General features: G+C 31.0%; 21 protein-coding genes. 13 read left to right on the top strand and 8 right to left on the bottom strand.

Translation table 11 applies throughout. From position 1 onward, the window contains the following. Positions 1-82: 82 nt before the first annotated feature. The 4 genes from B4H69_RS14580 to B4H69_RS14595 form a co-directional block, all read right to left on the bottom strand. Complete coding sequence (locus B4H69_RS14580) at positions 83-595, bottom strand: IS1096 element passenger TnpR family protein (protein WP_038333549.1); 513 nt, start codon at positions 593-595, stop codon at positions 83-85. A gap of 3 nt (positions 596-598) precedes the next feature. After that, positions 599-2,020, bottom strand: a complete 1,422-nt coding sequence (locus B4H69_RS14585) for a CCA tRNA nucleotidyltransferase (RefSeq protein ID WP_180906260.1) — start codon at positions 2,018-2,020, stop codon at positions 599-601. A 31-nt stretch (positions 2,021-2,051) separates the two neighbouring features. Then, positions 2,052-2,609, bottom strand: a complete 558-nt coding sequence (locus B4H69_RS14590) for an L-threonylcarbamoyladenylate synthase (protein WP_221627900.1) — start codon at positions 2,607-2,609, stop codon at positions 2,052-2,054. Between the two features lie 93 nt (positions 2,610-2,702). Next, complete coding sequence (locus B4H69_RS14595; protein WP_125350144.1) at positions 2,703-3,764, bottom strand: glycosyltransferase family 4 protein; 1,062 nt, start codon at positions 3,762-3,764, stop codon at positions 2,703-2,705. A 128-nt stretch (positions 3,765-3,892) separates the two neighbouring features. On the opposite strand from B4H69_RS14595, the gene B4H69_RS14600 reads away from it, so the two are divergent. Further along, the gene (locus B4H69_RS14600) at positions 3,893-4,672 is read left to right on the top strand and encodes a lipopolysaccharide kinase InaA family protein (protein WP_180906259.1); all 780 of its coding nucleotides are present in this window, start codon (positions 3,893-3,895) and stop codon (positions 4,670-4,672) included. A gap of 37 nt (positions 4,673-4,709) precedes the next feature. Here B4H69_RS14600 and B4H69_RS14605 read toward each other — a convergent pair whose 3' ends face one another. From B4H69_RS14605 to B4H69_RS14620, 4 genes are all read right to left on the bottom strand, one after another. Beyond that, positions 4,710-5,615: a GYDIA family GHMP kinase gene (locus B4H69_RS14605; protein ID WP_180906258.1), complete on the bottom strand. Its 906-nt coding sequence runs from the start codon at positions 5,613-5,615 to the stop codon at positions 4,710-4,712. Positions 5,616-5,620: 5 nt separating this feature from the next. Beyond that, a complete protein-coding gene (gene fabD / locus B4H69_RS14610) occupies positions 5,621-6,499 on the bottom strand; it encodes an ACP S-malonyltransferase (protein WP_180906257.1) in 879 nt (292 codons plus the stop codon). 53 nt (positions 6,500-6,552) lie between these two features. Next, positions 6,553-8,454 (bottom strand): glycosyltransferase, encoded by a 1,902-nt coding sequence (locus tag B4H69_RS14615; protein ID WP_180906256.1) that lies wholly within the window; start codon positions 8,452-8,454, stop codon positions 6,553-6,555. A 104-nt stretch (positions 8,455-8,558) separates the two neighbouring features. After that, positions 8,559-9,374 (bottom strand): 2,3,4,5-tetrahydropyridine-2,6-dicarboxylate N-succinyltransferase, encoded by an 816-nt coding sequence (locus tag B4H69_RS14620; RefSeq protein ID WP_114999820.1) that lies wholly within the window; start codon positions 9,372-9,374, stop codon positions 8,559-8,561. A 91-nt stretch (positions 9,375-9,465) separates the two neighbouring features. Here B4H69_RS14620 and ruvX point away from each other — a divergent pair, with 91 nt between their 5' ends. From ruvX to lysS, 12 genes are all read left to right on the top strand, one after another. After that, a complete protein-coding gene (ruvX, locus tag B4H69_RS14625) occupies positions 9,466-9,879 on the top strand; it encodes a Holliday junction resolvase RuvX (protein ID WP_038333513.1) in 414 nt (137 codons plus the stop codon). Between the two features lie 44 nt (positions 9,880-9,923). Next, complete coding sequence (gene def / locus B4H69_RS14630; protein WP_114999818.1) at positions 9,924-10,499, top strand: peptide deformylase; 576 nt, start codon at positions 9,924-9,926, stop codon at positions 10,497-10,499. A 20-nt stretch (positions 10,500-10,519) separates the two neighbouring features. Further along, entirely contained in the window at positions 10,520-11,116 is a 597-nt protein-coding gene (locus tag B4H69_RS14635) for a DUF5606 domain-containing protein (protein WP_180906255.1), read from the top strand. Positions 11,117-11,122: 6 nt separating this feature from the next. Beyond that, entirely contained in the window at positions 11,123-11,887 is a 765-nt protein-coding gene (gene mazG / locus B4H69_RS14640; protein ID WP_180906254.1) for a nucleoside triphosphate pyrophosphohydrolase, read from the top strand. Positions 11,888-12,224: 337 nt separating this feature from the next. Further along, the gene (uvrB, locus tag B4H69_RS14645; RefSeq protein ID WP_180906253.1) at positions 12,225-14,216 is read left to right on the top strand and encodes an excinuclease ABC subunit UvrB; all 1,992 of its coding nucleotides are present in this window, start codon (positions 12,225-12,227) and stop codon (positions 14,214-14,216) included. 108 nt (positions 14,217-14,324) lie between these two features. Next, positions 14,325-15,044, top strand: a complete 720-nt coding sequence (locus B4H69_RS14650; protein ID WP_180906252.1) for a DUF4846 domain-containing protein — start codon at positions 14,325-14,327, stop codon at positions 15,042-15,044. A gap of 85 nt (positions 15,045-15,129) precedes the next feature. Continuing rightward, on the top strand, positions 15,130-16,290 hold the full coding sequence (locus tag B4H69_RS14655; RefSeq protein WP_180906251.1) for a cysteine desulfurase family protein: 1,161 nt from the start codon (positions 15,130-15,132) through the stop codon (positions 16,288-16,290). Further along, positions 16,290-16,814 carry a CvpA family protein gene (locus B4H69_RS14660; RefSeq protein ID WP_114999807.1) on the top strand — a complete coding sequence of 175 codons (525 nt, stop codon included), beginning with the start codon at positions 16,290-16,292 and terminating at the stop codon, positions 16,812-16,814. The genes B4H69_RS14655 and B4H69_RS14660 overlap by 1 nt, the downstream gene beginning before the upstream one ends. Positions 16,815-17,012: 198 nt before the next feature. Next, positions 17,013-18,389: a DNA recombination protein RmuC gene (rmuC, locus tag B4H69_RS14665; RefSeq protein WP_180906250.1), complete on the top strand. Its 1,377-nt coding sequence runs from the start codon at positions 17,013-17,015 to the stop codon at positions 18,387-18,389. Positions 18,390-18,420: 31 nt separating this feature from the next. Next, the gene (locus B4H69_RS14670) at positions 18,421-19,359 is read left to right on the top strand and encodes a hypothetical protein (protein ID WP_180906249.1); all 939 of its coding nucleotides are present in this window, start codon (positions 18,421-18,423) and stop codon (positions 19,357-19,359) included. Positions 19,360-19,435: 76 nt separating this feature from the next. Then, positions 19,436-20,416: a hypothetical protein gene (locus tag B4H69_RS14675; protein ID WP_180906248.1), complete on the top strand. Its 981-nt coding sequence runs from the start codon at positions 19,436-19,438 to the stop codon at positions 20,414-20,416. Positions 20,417-20,523: 107 nt separating this feature from the next. Further along, positions 20,524-22,224: a lysine--tRNA ligase gene (gene lysS, locus B4H69_RS14680; RefSeq protein WP_180906247.1), complete on the top strand. Its 1,701-nt coding sequence runs from the start codon at positions 20,524-20,526 to the stop codon at positions 22,222-22,224. Positions 22,225-22,655 lie beyond the last annotated feature (431 nt).

The raw sequence follows: 22,655 nt of genomic DNA on the forward strand, positions 1-22,655 counted from the left end.
CAAATGGTTTATATATAGCACAAAAAAAATCTGAATGTTGCCATTCAGATTTTTTGATATATAAGTTGATTAGTTGTAGTTTTTATAAATCGTCTACGTCTAAATCTTCGTCGATTTGTAAATCATTTAATTCAGCATCTTCTGCAAAATCAATATCTTCTTCATCGTCTAAATCAACCATCATGTCTTTTTTAGGCGCTTTAAGAGGCATTGAACCGAAACGGTAAACCGTTAATGGATAATTAAGAACAGCTGGTTTATCTTCTACAGAAATTAATTCAGCCACAAATGTCCACATTTCCATAAAATCATATACAAAAGCCATACGATCTCCTTGATTAGCAAAAGCTTCTTTGATATAAAAATCAGCCATTGTTTCATCAGTTCCATCATCAGACATATCCTCTAAAGGAATTTCTTTTGTTTGGTTTCCATCTTCATCTACTTCATAGAACGATGCCAACTCCTCACCTTGTAAACTAAAAGCACTAATAATACCTTTGTACAATGTGAATAATGTTTGCTTCTCTTTAATTTCTATGTCTCTAAAAACATCCTCTTTTGCATCAAGGAATACACGAATTTTATATATCACTTTCTAAATATTTTTCGGTTCCAAATTTAAATCTTTTCCCATATTAATTACAAATTCTAATGCAGAATTATAATTATTTTCTACTTCGCCTTCTAAAATTGCTTCTTTGATGGCATTTTTTAAGATTCCAATCTCTTTTCCTGGCTGAATATCAAATATTTTCATTATTTGTTCACCTGTAATTGGTGGTTGAAAATTACGTACTTTATCACGTTCTTCAACATCTTTTATTTTTTGTTCTACAACTTCAAAATTTTGTTTGAAACGTTTTTGTTTACGTTCATTTTTTGTTGTAATATCAGCTTTGCAAAGCGTAATTAAATCGTCGAAATCTTCTCCAGCATCAAACAATAATCTACGTAATGCCGAATCTGTAGCATCGTCTGTTACAACAGCAATTGGTCGAGAACTCATCATGACTAACTTCTGAACATATTTTACTTGCGGTCCTAATGGTAATTTTAATCGTCTGAACAATTTTAATACCATTTTTGATCCAACAAATTCATGCGAATGAAATGTCCAACCTACATTTTTATCAAAACGTTTTGTTACAGCTTTTCCAATATCATGCAACAACGCTGCCCAACGTAACCAAACATTATCTGTGTTGACAGAAATATTATCAACGACTTCTAACGTATGATAAAAATTATCTTTATGTTTCTGACCTTCAACCTCTTCGATTCCTTTTAACGCAACCAATTCTGGTAAAATATGTTGCATTAATCCTGATTGTTCCAACAACAATAATCCGACCGAAGGTTTGTCAGTCATCATAATTTTCTGAAACTCATCCATTACGCGTTCAAAAGATACGATATTAATACGTTCTGCATTATCAATTATTGCCTGAAAAGATTTTTTTTCTATTTCAAAATCCAATTGAGCTGCAAAACGAATCGCACGCATCATGCGTAAAGGATCATCAGAATAGGTAACATTCGGCTCTAAAGGAGTTTTGATGATTTTATTATTCAAATCTTCAACTCCATTGAAAGGATCAATTAATTCACCAAAATTCTCTTTATTCATCGAAATTGCCAATGTATTGATTGTAAAATCACGACGTTTTTGGTCATCTTCCAACGTTCCGTCTTCTACATGTGGTTTTCGACTATCTTCTGAATAACTCTCTTTTCGTGCACCTACAAATTCCAAATCTGTGTCTTTATATTTGAACATTGCTGTTCCAAAACGTTTAAAAACTGAAACTTGTGATGTATGTCCTAATTTATTAGCTAATTCTTTAGCCAATAAAATTCCATTTCCTACTGTTACAAAATCGATGTCTTTTTTCTGACCACGATTCAATAAATAATCGCGTACAAATCCACCAACTACATAAGTTTCTTGATTAATTTCATCAGCAACTTCTGCTACATTATTAAAAATTGGATTTGATACGGCTTCTAAGATTTTCATTCTGCAAAAGTATATGTTTTGAAATAAAAAACTACTCTCTAATAACTTTTACTTCGTTATCTAGACCTAATTTAATTATCGTTGATGCAGTAAACTGAGGCACAAAGGTTTTTGTCTCGTCTGGATAAAAGTCAACACGCTCTAAAATAGTAGGATTAACTTCCGAAAACACTTTTGGAGAAGGTTCTCCTGATAAATTAGCCGATGTAGACACAATTGGTCCACCTAATTTCCCTATGATTTTCTTACAAAACAAATCGTCTGTTAATCGAATAGCAATTGTATTGTCTTCTGCAACTAACGATTGTGGTAAACCTTTTGGATTATCGTAAATAATTGTAAGAGGTTTTTCATTCAAATCAATCAAATCCCAAGCTAATTCTGGCACCTCAACAATATTTTGTAACATGCGTGGTGAGTCAACTAAAATAATCAACGATTTTGATGAAGGGCGATTTTTTATCTGATAAATTTTTTCGATTGCAGCCTCATTCTTCGCATCACAACCCAATCCAAGAATTGTATCTGTTGGATAAAGCATTGTTTCTCCTTGTTTTAGTTTGGCTACAATTTCGTTTATATCTGACATTTTATTTGTTTTATAAATTTGAGTGCAAAGGTATTGTAGGAAAGTTGAATGAAGTCGATTTTCTTCGAAATATTATTTATCGCAAAATAGATTTTAGATTTCATAGACCTTTAGATATTCATTTGCCGCTTTATCCCAACTAAAACTTCCAGCTCTTTTGATATAAGCTTCTATAAAATAATCTGAATTTTGATTGTATTGATTTAACGCATCTTCCACTACATTTTTCATATATTCTGGTTCAAAATCATTCCAATAAAACGCATCTTTTCCACCAATTTCTGGTAAAGACGTTTTATCAGATAAAATAATTGGTTTTCCAAAGCTCATCGCTTCTAAGGGAGGCAAACCAAAACCTTCTCCAGTTGATGGAAATAAGAACGCTTCGCAATTTTGCATATAAAATTGCTTTGCTCGTTCAGAAACTTTACCTGATAAAAAAACTTGGTTTTCTAATTTTTCTTTAGCAATTAAATCTTTTATTTTTTGACCATAGGCATTCGTACAATTCCCAGAAATAATCAAATTAAAATCTGGTAAAAATTTCATCATTTTTACAAGTGATTCAAAATTTTTCTTTTCAAGAAAAGCTCCAATCGTATAAAAATAAGGTTTTGAAATATCTAATGGAGATTGAAAATCATCACAATTTATAATTTCTGAAATTGAATTTCCATTATAAATTATTGTATTTTCTATTCCCGAAATATCAAAATATTGCATAGTTTGTTTCTTTGCATATTCAGAAATAAATGTGATAACATCTACTCGCTTAATCTTTTCTTTAAAATATTTAATGTGATTTGGACTATAATCAAGCGAATTTTCTTCCATAAAATTAACATCATGAATCGTCAAAACATATTTTTTTGGTTTATGACAAGGTTCAACTTTTATATTTTGATTTAAGGAGTGCCAAACATCATACTTTTCACGCGTTCTGAAAAACGGATTGCGCATTAAACTATAATATTTTTTATAATGAAATTTAGTACCAAATTCAGTCCTTAAATCTTCAGGTTTTTTGTAAAGTAAATAAATTTGATCATCAAAATTTAATTTAGAAAGAGCTTTAATCAATTCGTAATTAAAAACTCCGAAACCAGTTGCACGATTCTTTAGATTATGAGATTCTAAAAGAATTTTTTTTACCATAAGTTAGGTTCTAAAATTTTAAAAAAACTTGTTTTAAGTTGTCCTTATTTTCAACAAAAATAGACATATCTTTGACAGATTAAAATGAAATATAGATTTTTTCTATATTAATTATAATATTTTGAAAAATGACACAGAAAATTGTCGTAAATAATAATTATAAAACCACGCAAACTGAAATCAAATCCATTCTTGACAATTTTGACTTGATTGACGATTATATTGCAAAAGGCACAAGAAATTCTATCAAAAAAAAGACATTAGAATCAGGTAAAATTGCTACGATTAAATCATTCAAAATTCCGAATATTGTCAATAAATTTGTATATCGATTTTTCAGAAAATCAAAAGCTGAACGATCTTATGAATATGCAAAACGATTGATTGGTTTAGGATTTTTGACACCATATCCAATTGCTTTTGTAGAAAATAAAACCCTTATAAATTTTAATGATAGTTACTATTTCTGTGAATTAGTTGAAGCTGATTTGACTTATCGTGAATTAGTCGAAATTCCGATTTGGGAAAATCGAAATGAAATCTTGAAACAATTTACAAAATTCACATTTGATTTGCATGAAGCTGGAATTGAATTTTTAGATCATTCTCCTGGAAATACTTTAATTAAGCAAGTTGGAGAAAATCAATATGAGTTTTATTTGGTTGATTTAAATCGCATGAATTTTCACAATTCAATGAGTTTTGATATTCGAATTAAAAATTTTTCTCGTCTAACTCCTCAAAAAGAAATGATAGAAATTATGGGAAAAGAATATGCGAAACTTATTAATAAACCAGAACAAGAAGTAATTGAAGAAATGTGGAATAAAACACAAGAATTTCAACATAAATTTCAAACAAAACAAGCTCGAAAAAAGAAATTGAAAGCCATGATTGGTAAAAAATAATAACAAAAAAGCAGATTTGAAATCAAATCTGCTTTTTTTATTTTATCATTTCAGAAAATGGAATAATTATCTCATATCCTTTTTCTTTAAAATAATCGTGCATTCCTTCTCTATACGTCACTAAAACAAAATCTCCTCCCCAAGCACCAAGACTTTTTACAGTTCCTAAATAATCCGGAAAATACAATTCTTTAACTTGTGGAATTTGCATAAAATTGCTTAACTGAGCTTGATATTCATCCAAAATAGATTCTAAATCAGTTAAATTCTCAACTTTAGTTGCTTTTACAACCAAATCAGAAAGATCCTGAATCATTTTCCAATCTTTTGGTTTGTTTTTATAATGATTTCCAACAACAGCTTGCGTATCTTGCTTTTGATTAAGATAAACAAAATAAAGTTGATCTTTAAAATTCCAATTCAATTCTAAATCTTCAACTTCAATAGGATTATTTGAAAATAAAATAGGTTGATGATGATGAGCACACGCAATATCATAACCACTTGTATTAAAAGTCAATTTATTCAATTCAAAAGGATTTATTTCAATCCATTGACTAATTAAATCAATCAAAGTCGAGCTACTTCCCAATCCCCATTCTTGCGAATATTCTAACTTCGTTAAACATTGATAACTATTATTAGAATTAAAAAAATCAGGATTTAAAGTTTTAGCTTGTTTTAAAATATTTTGTAATGATTGACTTAATTTATCATTTGTAGAAGAAATTATTTCTAAATCATTCAATCTAATTTCAGTTTCAAACCAAATAGAATTATCAAATTTCGTTGCTTTCCAAATGATTAAATTTTCTGTTTCTGATGAATTTTCTACAAACAAACATTGCCCATATTTCGTGGGCAATGCAAATGCTTTCGCTCCATCAATTACAATATATTCCCCGATAAGGAATAATTTTCCATTGGAACGGTATGTTTTCATTTCGTTTAGATTTGTGCCGAAGAAGTCGTTACTTCTCTGTTTATTTTTTTCACTAAACCTTGTAAAGTGTTTCCTGGTCCAACCTCAATAAATTCAGTCGCACCATCAGCAATCATATTTTGTACAGATTGCGTCCATTTTACAGGAGCAGTTAATTGCGCAATCAAGTTTTTCTTGATTTCTGCAGGATCTGTAACAGCAGTTGTACTTACATTTTGATATACTGGACAAATTGGCGTATTGAATGTTGTTTCTTCAATTGCTTTTGCTAATTCTTCTTCTGCAGGTTTCATTAAAGGCGAATGAAAAGCTCCACCAACAGGTAAAACTAAAGCACGTTTTGCGCCTAATTCTTTCAACTTTTCGCATGCTACATTAACCGCTTCAATCTCTCCAGAAATCACTAACTGACCTGGACAATTGTAATTTGCAGCCACTACAACGCCATCAATTTCTGCACAAGCATCTTCAACAATTTTGTCTTCTAATCCTAAAATTGCAGCCATTGTTGATGGATTAGCTTCACACGCCGCTTGCATTGCTAAAGCACGCTTGTACACTAATTTTAATCCAGATTCAAAATCTAAAGTTCCATTTGCAACTAAAGCAGAAATTTCTCCTAAAGAATGTCCTGCAACCATTTCCGGTTTAAAATCTGGTAAAGTTTTCGCTAAAATAACAGAATGTAAAAAAACTGCTGGTTGTGTAACTTTTGTTTGTTTTAGGTCTTCTGCAGAACCTTCAAACATAATTGATTTTATATCAAATCCTAAGATTTCGTTTGCTTTATCAAATAACTCTTTTGCGATTTCAGAATTTTCGTACAAGTCTTTACCCATTCCAGAGAATTGAGCACCTTGTCCTGGAAAAACATATGCTTTCATTATATTATTTTTAATGTATGACAAATGTATAATAAAATCTTAAACTTCTTTATTTAACCTAAGTTTTGATTTTCTTTTCTATAAATTTCGTCTAAATATTTATAGCGATTAGCAACAGAAATTGCGTGTAGTTTCGCTATTGTATAACCATCTTTTCCATCTAAAAAACCAAGTCTCATTACAAAATAATTAAAAAAACGATAAGCAGGCTTTATAGTATAATGATAAAATGTTGGTTTCAAATTTTTAAGACGAAGCTCTTGCGCTCGCAAACGAGAATAGCTATTTAGTTTGTCTAAATATTCTTGTTCATTATCAAATGTAAAATGATCAAGTTTGTTTGTTAAATAACCTGTTCTACCATTACATTCTATAATCTCATGAACCATTCTATCTGATTTATATTGAGATTTAGATTTTTTAAAAATTCGAACAGCTTTATCATTTTGCATGCCCGAATATTTTATATGTTTTTTATTAAAAAAAAATTTTCGATAAACAAAATATGCATCAAAAGTAGGTTGCTGATTAAAAACCGAAACAATTTCTTTTTTTAATTCAAGTGGGATTCCTTCATCTGCGTCAAAAAAAGTAACCCAATCATTTTTTGCCAAAGAAAGTCCATAATTACGTTGATTCGTAAAATTATCAAACTTACGTTTTACAAATTTAGTTTTAGGATTTTGACGAGCAATTTTTTCTGTTTTATCGGTACTAAAAGAATCAATAATAATAATTTCATCAGCAAAATCTACATCATTTAAATAACGATGTAAATTTTTTTCTTCATTATAAGTAATCAGTAAAGCTGAAATTTTAGTAGACATTGATTCTATAGAATATTCTTTTTTAGTTTCTATTTCAACGTTATTATTACTTATTAATTGCCTATCCAATGAGTTATTGTTTAGAAAATTTTCTAACTTTTCTTTAAACAACTCGAAATCAAATATTGAATAAAATTCATCAACTTGTTTTTTTATTTGACGATTGTTTAAATCTCCAAGTTTTTCAGGAAAATAATCTTTCAAATGAACACTTGTGTGATTAATTCCATCTTCGAAAGTTGCCCAAACTTTTTTATCAATCCAAGGAGAAAAAATAATAAATGATTTTTTCCCTAAAGCTTTGGACATATTAATTGCACCTCCATCATTTCCAACAATCACATCACATTCATTTGCAATTGCAATAAACTCGCGCAAATCATTACCCAACAATTCAAAATAAACTTTCGATTTGGTTTCATCAGATAATTGATTATATACTTCTTTTGCTTGCGGTAACTGTTTCGGAAAATAATTGAATAAAATATTGACATTATAATGTTGACCAATAAAATCAACCATTTTTGCCATTTCATTCAACGGATAAGTTTTTGAAGAATCAGAACCAAGCAAACTAATCATAACCGTTTTACGAGTAGAATCAACTTGATGTTTTGTGAATAAATCTTTCGCAAAGTTTATTTCTTCTTCTGTTAAATATAATTTTGGTTCTGTAGCCAAAGGCGTTTCAATTCCTAAAGGCTTCAATAAAGACAAACGATGTTCGATTGCTAAACCTAAATATGAATTTGGTTCGTCATGTTTTTCTACATTATCTGTATACAAAAACGTTCTTCCAATCTTTTTATATGATATTTTTTTTGGTGCATTATTGATAAAAACATCCACCCAACTCTGTAATTTTGAGTAAGCATCAATTACAATATCATATCTATTTTGATTAACTTTTTTCGAGAATTTAATCAAATTCATCAAGCCTTTGTTTTCTTTTTCGTCAAAAACAATTTTATGATCGATGTACGGATTATTCTCTAAAACAGGCAAAGTATTACTATTGATTAAATAATCAACAATAGCATTTGGATAAGCTTTTTTGATATTTTCGCACAACAATGATGTGATTAAAACATCGCCTATCATCTTGTGTTGGATAATCAAAATTTTCATAAAACATAGTTATAAAGCAAAACTACTAAAATATGTTTGATTCGAAAATAAAAAAATCCTCAACAAAACTGCTGAGGATTATATTTTATAAAATTTTATTCTAATTAAACCGCTACATTATGCTCACGCAATGCATCGTTTAATGAAGTTTTTTTATCTGTAGATTCTTTACGAGTTCCGATGATTAATGCACAAGGAACTTGGTATTCACCTGCAGCAAATTTTTTCGTGTAAGAACCTGGAATAACTACTGAACGAGCAGGAACATAACCTTTAATTTCAATTGGTTCGTCACCTGTTACATCAATAATTTTAGTCGATGCTGTTAAAACAACATTTGCTCCTAAAACCGCTTCTTTTCCTACGCGAACTCCTTCTACAACGATACAACGAGATCCAATGAATGCATTATCTTCGATAATTACTGGAGCAGCTTGCAATGGCTCTAAAACTCCACCAATTCCTACACCACCAGATAAGTGAACATTTTTCCCAATTTGAGCACAAGAACCTACAGTAGCCCATGTATCAACCATTGTTCCTTCGTCCACATAAGCACCAATATTTACATAAGAAGGCATTAAAATAACTCCCGAAGAAATATACGCACCATAACGAGCAACAGCATTTGGAACAACACGAATTCCTTTTTCAGCGTAGTTACGTTTCAATTCCATTTTATCATGGTATTCAAAAATTCCAGCTTCTAAAGTTTCCATTTTCTGAATTGGGAAATACATTACAACTGCTTTTTTCACCCATTCGTTTACTTGCCAATCTTCTCCAACTGGTTCTGCACAACGTAATTGTCCGTTATCGATTAACTCAATTACTTCACGAATTGCAATTTGTGTTGACTCTTCTTGTAACAATTCTCTATTGTCCCAAGCTTTTTCTATGATTTGTTTTAAATTCTCCATCTTTATTAATAATAGCCACAAATATAAAAATTATAATCAAGGGATTTCATAGAGATTATTTATTATTGAATCGTTTTTTTAAATTTGCCAAATGTCACGAATATTAGCGTTAGATTACGGAGGAAAAAGAACAGGCGTTGCCGTAACCGATGAATTGCAAATTATAGCTTCGCCAGTTGATACAATTGATACATCAAAATTGATGGATTTCTTGAAACAATATATCGAGAAAGAAAACGTTTCTGACCTTGTAGTTGGATTATCTGTTCGTTTTTCAGGAGAATTAAATGAGATTGAAAATCAAATTCAACCTTTTTTGAAAAAATTTTCTGAACAATTTCCGTTGATCAAAATTCATCGTGAAAATGAGATGTTTACCTCAAAAATGGCTTCTCAAGCAATGTTTGCTGGAGGAATGAAAAAGAAAAAACGTCAAGAAAAAGGAATGGTCGATAAAGTGAGTGCCGTAATAATTTTACAATCATTTTTATCACATAAACTATAACAAATTGTATCTTTGCCGTTAAATTAATAAAAAAAGATCAGAAAATGGTATTACCAGTTGTAGCTTACGGAGATCCTGTCTTGCGTAAAGTTTCACAAGAAATCGATCAAGATTATAAAAATTTACAAGAACTGATCCAAAATATGTTCGATACAATGTATGACTCTAACGGAGTTGGTATCGCAGCGCCTCAGATCGGGAAAGATATACGTTTATTTGTTGTTGATTGCTCGCCTTTCGAAGAAGATGAAGATTATGATGATGTAAAAGATGAATTAAAAGATTTCAAACGAGTTTTCATCAATCCAAAAAAAATCAGTAGTTCTGAAGGTGATGAATGGGCTTTTACAGAAGGATGTTTGAGTATTCCTCACATTCACGAAGATGTAACACGTCCAGAATCGGTAACTTTAGAATATTTTGATGAAAATTGGGTGAAACATACCGAAACTTTTTCGGATATTCGCGCTCGAGTTATTCAACACGAATACGATCATTTGGAAGGAAAGCTTTTTATTGACTATATTTCGAGCTTTAAAAAGAAATTAATAAGTAATAAATTAAAAAATATAACAAAAGGGAAAGTAAACACGAGTTACAAAATGAAATTCCCTTCATAGACCCTTAAACATAATAGAATATGGATTTATCAAGAGTTATCGCAATTTCAGGAAAACCAGGATTATACCGTTTAGTTTCTCAAACAAGAGGTGGTTTTGTTGTTGAAGATTTAGAAAAAGGTAAAAAAATCTCAATCGCTTCTAACTACAATGTTAGTTTATTAGACAACGTTGCGATCTACGGAGTATCACAAGAATTTCCTTTGGCTGAAGTTTTCTTCAGAATTTACAAAAAAGAAAACGGAGGAGAAACGATCGATTACAAAACTTCTGGTGCAGATTTGCGTAAATATATGGAAGAAGTTTTACCAGAATATGACGATTCAAGAGTTTATGATTCTGATTTGAAAAAATTATTCCAATGGTATAATATCTTACACAAAAACGGATTATTAAACATCGACTTAGCTGCTGTAGAAGCTGCAATGGCTGCTCAACAAGCACAAGAAGCTCCTGTTGCTGAAGTAGAAGCTACAGAAGAAGTTGTTGTGGAAGAAAAACCAAAAAAGAAAGCTCCTGCTAAAAAGGCTGCTGACAAAAAAGACGCTGAAGAAAAACCAGCTAAAAAAACTGCTGCTAAAAAAACAACAGCAAAAAAAGATAAAGACGCTGAATAATTAGAGATGAATACACGTAAAGATCAATTACAAGCTTTCGAAAGATTGTTGGATATAATGGATGAATTACGTGAAAAATGTCCGTGGGATCGTAAACAAACAATGGAAACGTTGCGTACGTTATCTATTGAAGAAATTTATGAACTTTCGGATGCTATCATCGAAAAAGATTTGGATGAAATAAAAAAAGAACTAGGTGATGTTTTTCTTCACCTAGTTTTTTATTCTAAAATCGCATCAGAACAAAACAACTTCGATGTTGCTGATGTTTTAAATGGTATTTGTGACAAATTAATTCATCGTCATCCACATATTTATGGCAATGTAGAAGCAAATACGGAAGAAAAAGTTCTTCAAAATTGGGAACAAATCAAGTTAAAAGAAGGTAACAAATCTGTACTTTCTGGCGTTCCTACTTCTCTCCCAGCAATGGTAAAAGCTTACCGAATTCAAGACAAAGTAAAAGGTGTTGGATTTGAATTTGAAAATTCTGATCAAGTTTTTGATAAAATTATCAAAGAAATTAATGAATTTAAAGAAGAACAAAATCCAACAGATAAAGAGATGGAATTTGGTGATATTTTGTTTTCTTTGATTAATTATGGACGATTTAAGGGCATCAATTCTGAAGATGCTTTAGAACGATCGAACAAAAAATTTATCACGCGTTTTCAGAAATTAGAAGAAATCGCGAAAGAAAATGGTCAAAACATAGCTGATTTAACCATTTCCGAATTAGATAAATTATGGAATTTAGCGAAAATTCGCTAGTGTAAACTTGACACTATAAAATTTATTCAAATTCACGAAAACGTTGTAATCAGACGTTTTAACACTATTATAAATAACTTTTATCGACACCAATAAAACAAAGTATTACAAATTATTGTGCATGCACAGAAAACCGACATATATTTGCAATGGTTATAGCGGGCAATAGCTTGTAATAATGGAAGGAAGTTTGTTTACTAAGTAAACAGTTTTCTCATTTTTTTGTGGTTTTGATGAAAAGGTGACTTAAAGTCGCCTTTTTATTTTTTATCAACTTCTTTTAAAATCACAATTCATAACAATCCTTTTTTATCTGAATAATTTGTAAATTTGTGAAATGCAGTTTCAATTAAATTCTGAATTCAAGCCAACCGGTGATCAGCCAAAAGCTATTGAAGAATTATCAAATGGTATTCTAAATAATGATCGTTATCAAACACTTTTGGGTGTTACAGGTTCTGGTAAAACATTTACAATCGCGAATGTTGTGCAAGATGTGCAACGTCCAACTTTGGTTTTGGCGCATAACAAAACATTGGCGGCGCAGCTGTATATGGAATTCAAAGAATTTTTTCCGAATAATGCAGTCGAGTATTTCGTTTCTTACTACGATTATTATCAACCAGAAGCCTATATTCCTTCATCAGGAACATATATCGAGAAAGATTTATCAATTAATGAGGAAATTGAAAAACTTCGTTTAAGTACAACTTCTTCCCTACTTTCTGGCCGTCGCGATATATTAGTTGTCGCTTCAGTTTCGTGTTTATATGGTATTGGAAATCCAACAGAATTTCATAAAAATGTGATTCAGATAGAAACGGGGCAAATTATTTCGAGAACAGCTTTTTTACATAAATTGGTTCAAGCTTTATATTCGAGAACAGAAGGTGTTTTCCAACGCGGAAATTTTAGAATTAAAGGTGATACATTAGATATTTTTCCTGCTTATGCGGATGACGGAATCAGAATTAATTTCTTTGGTGATGAAATCGAAGAAATCTCTGTTTTTAATGTTGAAACAGGTAAAACTTCAACTAAATTAGATAAAATTAATATTTATCCAGCCAATCTTTTTGTGACTTCTAAAGACACTTTGAATGGTGCAATTGCTGATATTCAGATTGATTTAGGTAAGCAAGTTGAATATTATCATGAAATAGGAAAACATCTCGAAGCAAAACGTTTGCAAGAACGTACTGAATTCGATTTGGAAATGATCAAAGAATTGGGATATTGTTCTGGAATCGAGAATTATTCGAGATATTTAGATGGTCGCGAACCAGGAACTCGTCCATTCTGTTTGTTAGATTATTTCCCAGAAGATTATTTGATGGTGATTGATGAGTCGCACGTTACAGTTTCTCAAGTTCATGCAATGTATGGTGGAGATCGCTCTCGCAAGGAGAATTTAGTAGAATATGGTTTTAGACTTCCTGCTGCAATGGACAATCGTCCGTTAAAATTCGAAGAATTTGAAGCTTTACAAAATCAAGTGATTTATGTTTCGGCAACACCTGCAAATTACGAATTAGAAAAATCGGAAGGAATTGTTGTGGAACAAGTCATTCGTCCAACTGGATTATTAGATCCAATTATTGAAATTCGTCCAACACAAAATCAAGTTGATGATTTGATGGAAGAAATCAATAAACGAGTTGAATTAGACGAACGTGTCTTGGTCACAACTTTAACGAAACGAATGGCGGAAGAATTAACGAAATATCTTACAAAATATGGCGTTCGTTGTCGCTATATTCATTCCGATGTGGATACGTTAGAACGTGTTCAGATTATGGCCGATTTACGTGCGGGATTATTTGATGTTTTGGTTGGTGTCAATCTTTTGAGAGAAGGTTTAGATTTACCCGAAGTTTCTTTGGTTGCAATTTTGGATGCTGATAAAGAAGGTTTTTTGAGAAGTCATCGTTCCTTAACGCAAACGGTTGGTCGTGCAGCGCGTAATGTGAATGGTTTGGCGATTATGTATGCAGATAGAATTACGGATAGTATGCAATTAACGATTGATGAAACGAATCGTCGTCGTGAAATTCAGATGCAATACAACAAAGATCACAATAAAGTTCCTCAAGCTTTAAATAAAAAAATAACAAAGCTAAGTTTAGCTGCAGCAGATTTTGAAGAAAATCCTTACGAACAAAAACATTTGATACAACAAGCTGCGGAGATTAATGAAAATTATTCGACAGAAGATAAAGAGAAATTGGTACAGAAATTGCAGAAAGAAATGGAAAAAGCTGCAAAAAATTTAGATTTTATAAAAGCAGCCGAATTAAGAGATCAAATTCAACTCTTAACAAGAGAATAGCAAGTTTTTTTAGTTTTAATGAAATTTTTAAGTTTTACATTTTTAATATTATTTACTCTTTTATCTTCCTGTAATACTCATATTCTAAAATCTTCTACTAATAATGAATTGATAGAAAATGAGGAGTATAGTCTCATTCATTCTCGTGAATTAAAAATTTTTAAAAAATTTGATACACCTCCAAATTATGAAAGGAATCAAAATTATACAGATTTTGGTAAATGGATAAATAATCTTCCGCTCAAAAACAATAATACAGCTGTTTATTCTTTTGATGGTCAAAAAAAATCTAATCCAAATATATATGTAGGAGTTTTAGATTTGGAACAACCAAAAAAAAATGTGCAGTTTAATGCAAATGCGATGATGAGTTTGCGTTTAGAATATTTCTTTCGTACAAAAAAATACAATGAAATAGATAAATTGTCTAAAATTTCTACAAAACCAATTCCTTACACTGACTATGTAAAAGGAGATTATTCTTATACAAAATACATGCAATATTTGATTTATTATTTAGAAAATACAAATTCGAATACAATTGCTGAATTATTAAAACCTGTCTCTATTAAAGAAATTCAAATTGGTGATATATTTTTTCAAAAAGGAAATATAAAAAGTCATGCTGTAATGGTAATTGATTTAGCAAATGATAAAAATGGGAATAAAATATTCATTTTAGCACAAAGTTATTATCCAAGTCAAGACATTCATATTCTTTCTAATCCAAGCAACGATTTAATCTCACCATGGTATATTGCAAAAGAAGGCACACTTCTTACACCCGAATGGAGATTTTTATCTTCGGACTTGATGCGTTTTAAATAGCATTTTACTTTTTCAATCCTTACATTTTACTTAAATTTGTTGTTCAAAACCTCAAAGTAAACAACAATACAGTAAATAATCGATAATGCAAAGAGTATATTTAGACAATGCAGCAACCACAGCAATTCGTCCAGAAGTAGTTGACGAAATGGCAAATGTGATGAAAAATGTTTTCGGAAATCCATCTTCTACCCACGTTTTTGGTAGAGAAGCCAAGGCACTTATAGAAATGGCTCGAAAGAACATTGCGCAGCGTTTAAATATTTCTCCTGCCGAAATTTATTTTACTTCTTGTGGGACAGAATCTAACAATACGATTATACGTTCTTGTGTAAATGATTTAGATGTTACACGTATCATTACTTCGGATATGGAACACAAATGCGTACAAGAAAGTATCAAAGATTTAGAATATCGTGGAAAAGTTGAAGTAATCCGCATCAATATTCAAAAAAATGGAGACATTGATTATGCTCAATTAGAGGAATTAGTTAAAGATCAATCTAAAAAAACATTGGTTTCTTTGATGCATGCTAATAACGAAATTGGAAATTTAACAGATATTAAACGTATTTCGCAATTGTGTCAAGAAAATAATACATTGTTCCACACAGATACGGTGCAAACAGTTGGTCATTACGATTTAGATTTCCAAGATTTGGGAATGGATTTCGCTTCTTGCTCAGCACACAAAATTCATGGACCAAAAGGTGCTGGATTTTTATATGCAAAAAAAGCTTCGCATTTAAAAGCCTTGATTGCTGGAGGAGGACAAGAAAGAGGAATGCGTTCTGGTACCGAAAACGTATACGGAATTGTTGGACTTTCAAAAGCTTTTGATTTAGCGATTGATGAGTTAGATGCTCATGTAAATCACATCAAAGAAATTAAACAATATACAATCGATCAATTAAAAGCAGCTATTCCAGGCGTTTCTTTCAATGGATTATCAGATGATTTAGACAAAAGTTTGTATGCATTATTAAGCATCAAATTACCATTCCATGATGCCTTAATCGGATTCGAATTAGAATTAGCTGGTATCGCTGTTTCACAAGGAAGTGCTTGCAGTTCTGGTGCAGCAAAAGTTTCATTAGTTATGCAAACATTGTACACAGAAGAAGAAATTGATCAAATGACACCTTTACGTGTATCTTTTTCATACGAAACATCTAAAGAAGATATTGATGTCTTAGTTGGAACATTGAAAAAAATCTCTGAAAAACATCAATTACAAAACGCTTAATGACTGATTTCAATCAACTTGATATTCTGATTTTAATTGCATTAGCTTTTGGTTTTATCAACGGATTTTTCAAAGGTTTTATTTCTCAATTAATTGGGTTAGTCGGTTTTTTTGTAGCAATTTGGTTAAGTTTTAAATTTTATCAAATCATCGAAGTTTATGTCGACTCGTACAATATTGTTGCAGATAGCTTAACTTCTTTGGTTGCGTTAGTTATTACATTTGCAATTGCTTTTTTCACGATAAAATTAGCGTCAAGTTTAACACAAAAAACGGTAGAAGCAGTTGGTTTAGGAATCATTAATCGATTTGGTGGAGCGGCTTTAGGATTAATAATCTCTTTACTTTTAACATCAAGTATTTTGTATTATATCGATCCGATTTTAGAATTAGGATTTAAAGAAACAAAAGACGAAAGCCAGATTTTACCAATTTTGAACGAAAGTTCTCAAATCATCAAAAATTCTATCTTCGAAACAAAAGATAATTTAAGGACAGAATCCCAAGATTCTATTCATTTATAATCATACAAAGACAGCTTTTTTCAAGCTGTCTTTTTTCTTAACATTAATTTTATAAAAGGCACAAAAATTATCTAAAGAGATCAAAACAATTAATTTAAGATGAAAAACGATTCTTAGAAGTCGTTTTTTTATGATTTTATTTTTAATAACGACATATTGTGTCGTATAAAATCGTTCCTTTGTTTAAATTTTAAGATTATGAACAGCGCTATCATACTTTCATCCATCCTTTTTTTTATCATTGGAGCCGTTATCAGTTTTTTATATTCAAAGTCGAAAGCAAATTCAGCCATAATTGGAAATGAAATAAAATACCAAGAACTTCAGAAGCAATATGATTCGCTAAAAAATGAATTTATCGAAATAAAAGATGATGCAAATTTCAATTTGGATCAATGGCAAAAAGAGCGCGAAAAAAATACAGAATTAACGGTTCGTCATCAAGAAGCAATGAAAGCTGTGGAGGATCAGAAATCGTTTATGCTCGAAACTAATGAACGATTAAAAGAGCAATTTGAAGCACTTTCAGCTCAAGTTTTGAAAAGTAATAACGAACAATTTCTTGATTTAGCGAAAACAACATTGGATAAACATTTTACTAATTCTCAAAACGATTTAGAAAAACGTCAACAAGCAATTGATTCGTTAATCAAGCCATTAAATGAAAGTTTGAATAAATTTGACGGAAAAATATCCGAAATAGAAAAAGCGCGAGAAGGTGCTTATTCAGAAATTAAAGTTTTTTTAGATTCGATGCGTGGCACAACCGATAAATTGCAAAAAGAAACCAATACATTAGTTTCTGCACTTAAAACTTCGCACACAAGAGGAAAATATGGAGAAATTGGTTTGCGTCGCGTGGTTGAATTTGCAGGAATGTCATCTTTTTGTGATTTTGAAGAACAGACTTCTGTTCAGTCCGAAAATGGTTTGCTTCGCCCAGATTTAATCGTTAATCTTCCTGGAAATAGAAAAGTTATTGTGGATTCTAAAGTTCCGTTAAACCAATATATGCTTGCGTTTGAAACGGAAGATGACAATTTGAGAAAACATCATTTGCAAATGCACGCGAAAGCTGTCCGCGAACATTTAAAGAATTTGAGTTCTAAGGCTTATTGGAATCAATACACAGAAGCGCCCGATTATGTGGTGATGTATTTACAAATTGAAAGTTCTTTTGGTGCTGCGTTAGAATTGGAGCGAACTTTGATAGAAGATGCACTAAACAATAGAATAATTATTGCAACACCAACTACTTTGATTACAATGCTTCGCACAATTGCGTTTAGCTGGCAACAATTAAATGTTGCGGAAAATATATATCAAATGCGAGATGCAGGGATAGAATTATACAATCGTGTGAATGTTTTGATACAACATTTGGCAACTGTTGGTCATAATCTTAACCAAGCAACCCAAAGTTACAATAAAGCTATAGGTTCACTAGAAAATCGTTTTATTCCGCAGGTTAAAAAGCTGAAAGAAATCGGTGGAACTTTGATGGAAAAAGAAATTTCGGAAACTAAGCCAATTGATACAATGATTCGTTCAATAAATAACTTGGATATTCAATAATCATTCTATATTTGTACAACTTTTAGAGAGAATGAAAACAAGCCTATTTACCTTGATTTTACTATACTCTCCTGCCATTTTTGCGCAGGTGAATTTTGAAGAAAAATCTGTACAGGTAAAACCAAATTTAGAATTAAATAAAGTATATAACTACTCATTTACAGATCGTAACTTTTCGATTTCTGTAAATGACACGGTTTCTAAAGTCATCAACCAATCAAATAAATCGATGGAATTGGTTGACAAGAATGATTTTGCTAATAAGTATACATTTGTAAATGGTAAAAATCAATCCAATGATCCTGATGAATTTTACCGCGATTTTATCAATAATTCTGAAGGAATAGAATACGAATTCACAACAAATCCTTCTGGAGAATTTTTAGAATTATTAAATATTCCTCAGATTGAAGAAAAATTGCTTAAAATAACAGATAAACTTGGCAAACAGCGCAAAAAATCTGATGATTATAAAGCAAATATTGCGTACATTGAGGAAATGGTCAAGTCAAAAACGTATGTTCCGTATGTTTTTGAACAAGAAGTTCATGTTTTCAATTATTTTAATGGACAATATTTTCGTTTAGGTGAAACATATGAAGGAAAATCGGTACAAGAAAATATTTTTGGTTTCCCAATTTCTTCTACAACAAATACTTATCTAAAAGACATCAACAAAGAAAAAGGTACGTATACAATTGTTTCTGACCAAAATTTGAGCAAAGATGATTTTGAAAAATTATGGGAAGAAATGGCGTATTATATGTTGAATGATGCTAAACTGAATTTGTCGCAAGAACAGGTGAAAAAAGAAATCAAAAAATATTCGGAAACTGTTGAATTAAAAGTGAAATATGAAAATACATACGATTTGAATTCAATTTTAATCAAATCTGAATATTTATTTAGCTTAAACATCGGTTCTAAGAAAACAGTTAATCAATTAAGTATAAAACTTTTAAATGACTAAGTTTTATTTTTTAACGAATTTCAAACTTCATTTTAGATAATTTGCTCTATTTTTGAATTAGTTTGATTGCTTATAAATGAAAATTAACTTTACATATTATCTGTTTTTTCTATTTTTTTCGATAAAAATATTCGCTCAAGATCCTATACAAGATACAATTTCACCGGTTGTTAAAAATGATACTATTTTTAATGCACCACAGGAAACGATTATTTTCCCGAAAACATATTGGAATATTGGAAACGAGAAACGTTATAATGTAACAACAAGTGAAGTGAAATTGGAAGATGATACGATTTCACATCAAGAACAATATACTTATAACGTTATTATTCAGGTTGAAAATGTCTATCAAAATGAAACCATTGTGAAGTGGAATTTTAGAAATGTACAATTCAATTCAAAATCATTTTTAAATAATCCTTTTTCGTTAGTTAATAATGTTTCGATTTCCTTTAAAATAGATCAAGACGGACGATTTTTAGGTTATACAGATTTAGATAAAACGATCAAACAATTGGTTTTATCATCAGAAGATTTAGAGAATAAATATTTGGATAATCCTACTGCGATTGCGTTAATCAAAAAAAATCTTCAACAATATTCTACAGAAGAAAATATTGTTAAATTATTTGACAAAGACATTCGTCAATTCCATCATTTTTATGGAAAAAGTAATTTTACTTTAGAAAGTGCACCGCTTGTTTATCAGTCGTACATGGACAATTTATTCAGCACTTCTCCTACTCCAGCGACAACAGAATTGAAATTGAATGAGATTGGAGTTTCGCAAACCAATTACATTATGTCAAGTTTTCAGGAAGCCGATAAAGATTGGTTAGCCAATTCTTGGTACAGCTATTTGAAAGATTTGGCAACGAAATTAGGTTCTGAACAACCATCTGAAAAACGATTGAAAGACGACATAAAATATTACGTTAAAACGACTTCGCGTATCAAAGATAACGGTTGGATTTCGTATAGTATCGAAACCAAAAAGGTAAAATTTCAAGATACTGATTACACGTTAGAGCGTCGTTTTGAGTTAGTAGACTAAAACTCGCATCAATACTGATAATTCTTACATTATTAAATCATAAAAACTTCGTGAATCAAGATTATTTTTCATAATTTTGCTTTCATTTTATATAAATTATATTCACTATGCAATTGTCTGAACAAGAAATTATTCGTAGAGAAAAACTACAACAATTAAGAGACTTAGGCGTTGAGCCTTACCCTGCCGAAGAATTCGTGGTAACTTCTAATTCTAAAGAAATTAAGGAAAAGTACGAAGAAGGAAAGGTTGTCAAGCTTGCCGGACGATTGATGAGTGTTCGTGTAATGGGAAAAGCTTCTTTCGCTGAGTTACAAGATAGCGAAGGTCGTGTACAGGTTTATATCTCAAGAGATGATATTTCTTCGTCTGAAGAAGGAATTGAGTACAATACAATTTTCAAGAAATTGATGGATATCGGAGATTTTATTGGAATTGAAGGATATGAATTCAAAACTAAAGTGGGTGAAATTTCTGTTCACGTAACAAAATTAACGTTATTATCAAAAACTTTACGTCCATTACCAATTGTAAAAACTGACGACGAAGGTCATGTATTTGATGCTTTTACAGATCCAGAATTGCGTTACCGTATGCGTTACGTAGACATGGTTGTAAACCCACATGTGAAAGAAATTTTCTTAAAACGTACACGTTTATTCAACGCAATGCGTAACTTCTTCAACGATCGTGGATACATGGAAGTCGAAACTCCAGTTTTACAATCGATTCCTGGAGGTGCAGCAGCTCGTCCGTTTATTACGCATCACAATGCATTAGACATTCCATTATATTTAAGAATCGCAAACGAATTATACCTAAAAAGATTAATCGTTGGTGGTTTTGATGGTGTTTACGAATTTTCTAAAAACTTCCGTAACGAAGGAATGGATCGTACGCATAATCCAGAATTTACAGCAATGGAAATTTACGTTGCTTACAAAGATTATAACTGGATGATGGATTTCACAGAGCGATTATTAGAGCATTGTGCAATCGCTGTTAATGGAACTTCTGAAGCGACATTTGGAGAACATAAAATTGATTTCAAAGCGCCTTACAAACGTGTAACAATGCGTCAATCAATTATTGATTTCACAGGATTTGATATCGATGGAAAATCTGAAGCAGAATTATTTGAAGCTGCTAAAGGAATGGGAATCGAGGTTGATGAGACGATGGGTAAAGGAAAATTGATCGATGAAATTTTTGGTGAAAAATGTGAAGGAAACTACATTCAACCAACTTTCATTACAGATTATCCAAAAGAAATGTCTCCATTGACTAAAAAACACCGTGATAATCCAGAATTAACTGAGCGTTTCGAATTAATGGTTTGTGGAAAAGAAATCGCTAACGCATATTCTGAGTTAAATGACCCGATTGATCAACGTGAGCGTTTTGAAGCACAAATGGCTTTAGCTGATAGAGGTGACGACGAAGCAATGTTTATCGACCAAGATTTCTTGCGTGCTTTAGAATATGGAATGCCTCCAACATCAGGTTTAGGAATCGGAATGGACCGTTTGATTATGTTCTTAACAAATAATCCTTCTATCCAAGAAGTTTTATTCTTCCCTCAAATGCGTCCAGAAAAAGCTGCACCAGCTTACGAATTGACAGAAGAAGAAACTCAAATTATTGAAATTTTAAAAGCTAACGAAAACATTGATTTGAACGAATTAAAATCCAAAGCTGCTTTAAGCGGTAAAAAATGGGACAAATCAATGAAAAATTTAGCAAAATATAACTTGACTAAAGTAACTGTAGACGGCGATGCTAAAACGGTTGCATATTTAGGAGAGTAAATTATCCTTTCATCTATATTTCAAAAGCTCAACTTCTGTTGGGCTTTTTTTATGGAATTATTTGGGCGTTCGCTCGCTCTTTTCCTTTCATTTATACAATTCATCAATTTCTTCTTAATAATTCAATAACAAGTAATGTAAATCGCTCGGTCGGGCTATCCGTTGCAATCTTTTGTAGAAGAAAATTAGAAGTTATTACAGAAAATCCAATTCCTACAAAAGGATTTCCACTACTATCCATAACGTGGGTTGTAAGTTTTGAGTTATAAGTTATAAGACGTAAAATTTAAGGTTTACAAAATAAAATTCTAAACAAAACTATCCCCTTGAGGGGATTATAGAGGTATTCGAGTTATGAGTAGTAAGTTCCTGAGTTAGTTGTAAAAAGGAAGCTTTCTTTTTATTAAGAAGAAGCTTCTTGTTGACTAATT

Source organism: Empedobacter sp. UBA6745 (assembly GCF_002453775.1).
Lineage (GTDB): Bacteria > Bacteroidota > Bacteroidia > Flavobacteriales > Weeksellaceae > Empedobacter > Empedobacter falsenii_C.

Coding starts and splice junctions, on each gene's coding strand:
- B4H69_RS14585 (WP_180906260.1), bottom strand. CDS start 2,020: ATGAAAATCTTAGAAGCCGTATCAAATCCAATTTTTAATAATGTAGCA.
- B4H69_RS14590 (WP_221627900.1), bottom strand. CDS start 2,609: ATGTCAGATATAAACGAAATTGTAGCCAAACTAAAACAAGGAGAAACA.
- B4H69_RS14595 (WP_125350144.1), bottom strand. CDS start 3,764: ATGGTAAAAAAAATTCTTTTAGAATCTCATAATCTAAAGAATCGTGCA.
- B4H69_RS14600 (WP_180906259.1), top strand. CDS start 3,893: ATGACACAGAAAATTGTCGTAAATAATAATTATAAAACCACGCAAACT.
- B4H69_RS14605 (WP_180906258.1), bottom strand. CDS start 5,615: ATGAAAACATACCGTTCCAATGGAAAATTATTCCTTATCGGGGAATAT.
- fabD (WP_180906257.1), bottom strand. CDS start 6,499: ATGAAAGCATATGTTTTTCCAGGACAAGGTGCTCAATTCTCTGGAATG.
- B4H69_RS14615 (WP_180906256.1), bottom strand. CDS start 8,454: ATGAAAATTTTGATTATCCAACACAAGATGATAGGCGATGTTTTAATC.
- B4H69_RS14620 (WP_114999820.1), bottom strand. CDS start 9,374: ATGGAGAATTTAAAACAAATCATAGAAAAAGCTTGGGACAATAGAGAA.
- ruvX (WP_038333513.1), top strand. CDS start 9,466: ATGTCACGAATATTAGCGTTAGATTACGGAGGAAAAAGAACAGGCGTT.
- def (WP_114999818.1), top strand. CDS start 9,924: ATGGTATTACCAGTTGTAGCTTACGGAGATCCTGTCTTGCGTAAAGTT.
- B4H69_RS14635 (WP_180906255.1), top strand. CDS start 10,520: ATGGATTTATCAAGAGTTATCGCAATTTCAGGAAAACCAGGATTATAC.
- mazG (WP_180906254.1), top strand. CDS start 11,123: ATGAATACACGTAAAGATCAATTACAAGCTTTCGAAAGATTGTTGGAT.
- uvrB (WP_180906253.1), top strand. CDS start 12,225: ATGCAGTTTCAATTAAATTCTGAATTCAAGCCAACCGGTGATCAGCCA.
- B4H69_RS14655 (WP_180906251.1), top strand. CDS start 15,130: ATGCAAAGAGTATATTTAGACAATGCAGCAACCACAGCAATTCGTCCA.
- B4H69_RS14660 (WP_114999807.1), top strand. CDS start 16,290: ATGACTGATTTCAATCAACTTGATATTCTGATTTTAATTGCATTAGCT.
- rmuC (WP_180906250.1), top strand. CDS start 17,013: ATGAACAGCGCTATCATACTTTCATCCATCCTTTTTTTTATCATTGGA.
- B4H69_RS14670 (WP_180906249.1), top strand. CDS start 18,421: ATGAAAACAAGCCTATTTACCTTGATTTTACTATACTCTCCTGCCATT.
- B4H69_RS14675 (WP_180906248.1), top strand. CDS start 19,436: ATGAAAATTAACTTTACATATTATCTGTTTTTTCTATTTTTTTCGATA.
- lysS (WP_180906247.1), top strand. CDS start 20,524: ATGCAATTGTCTGAACAAGAAATTATTCGTAGAGAAAAACTACAACAA.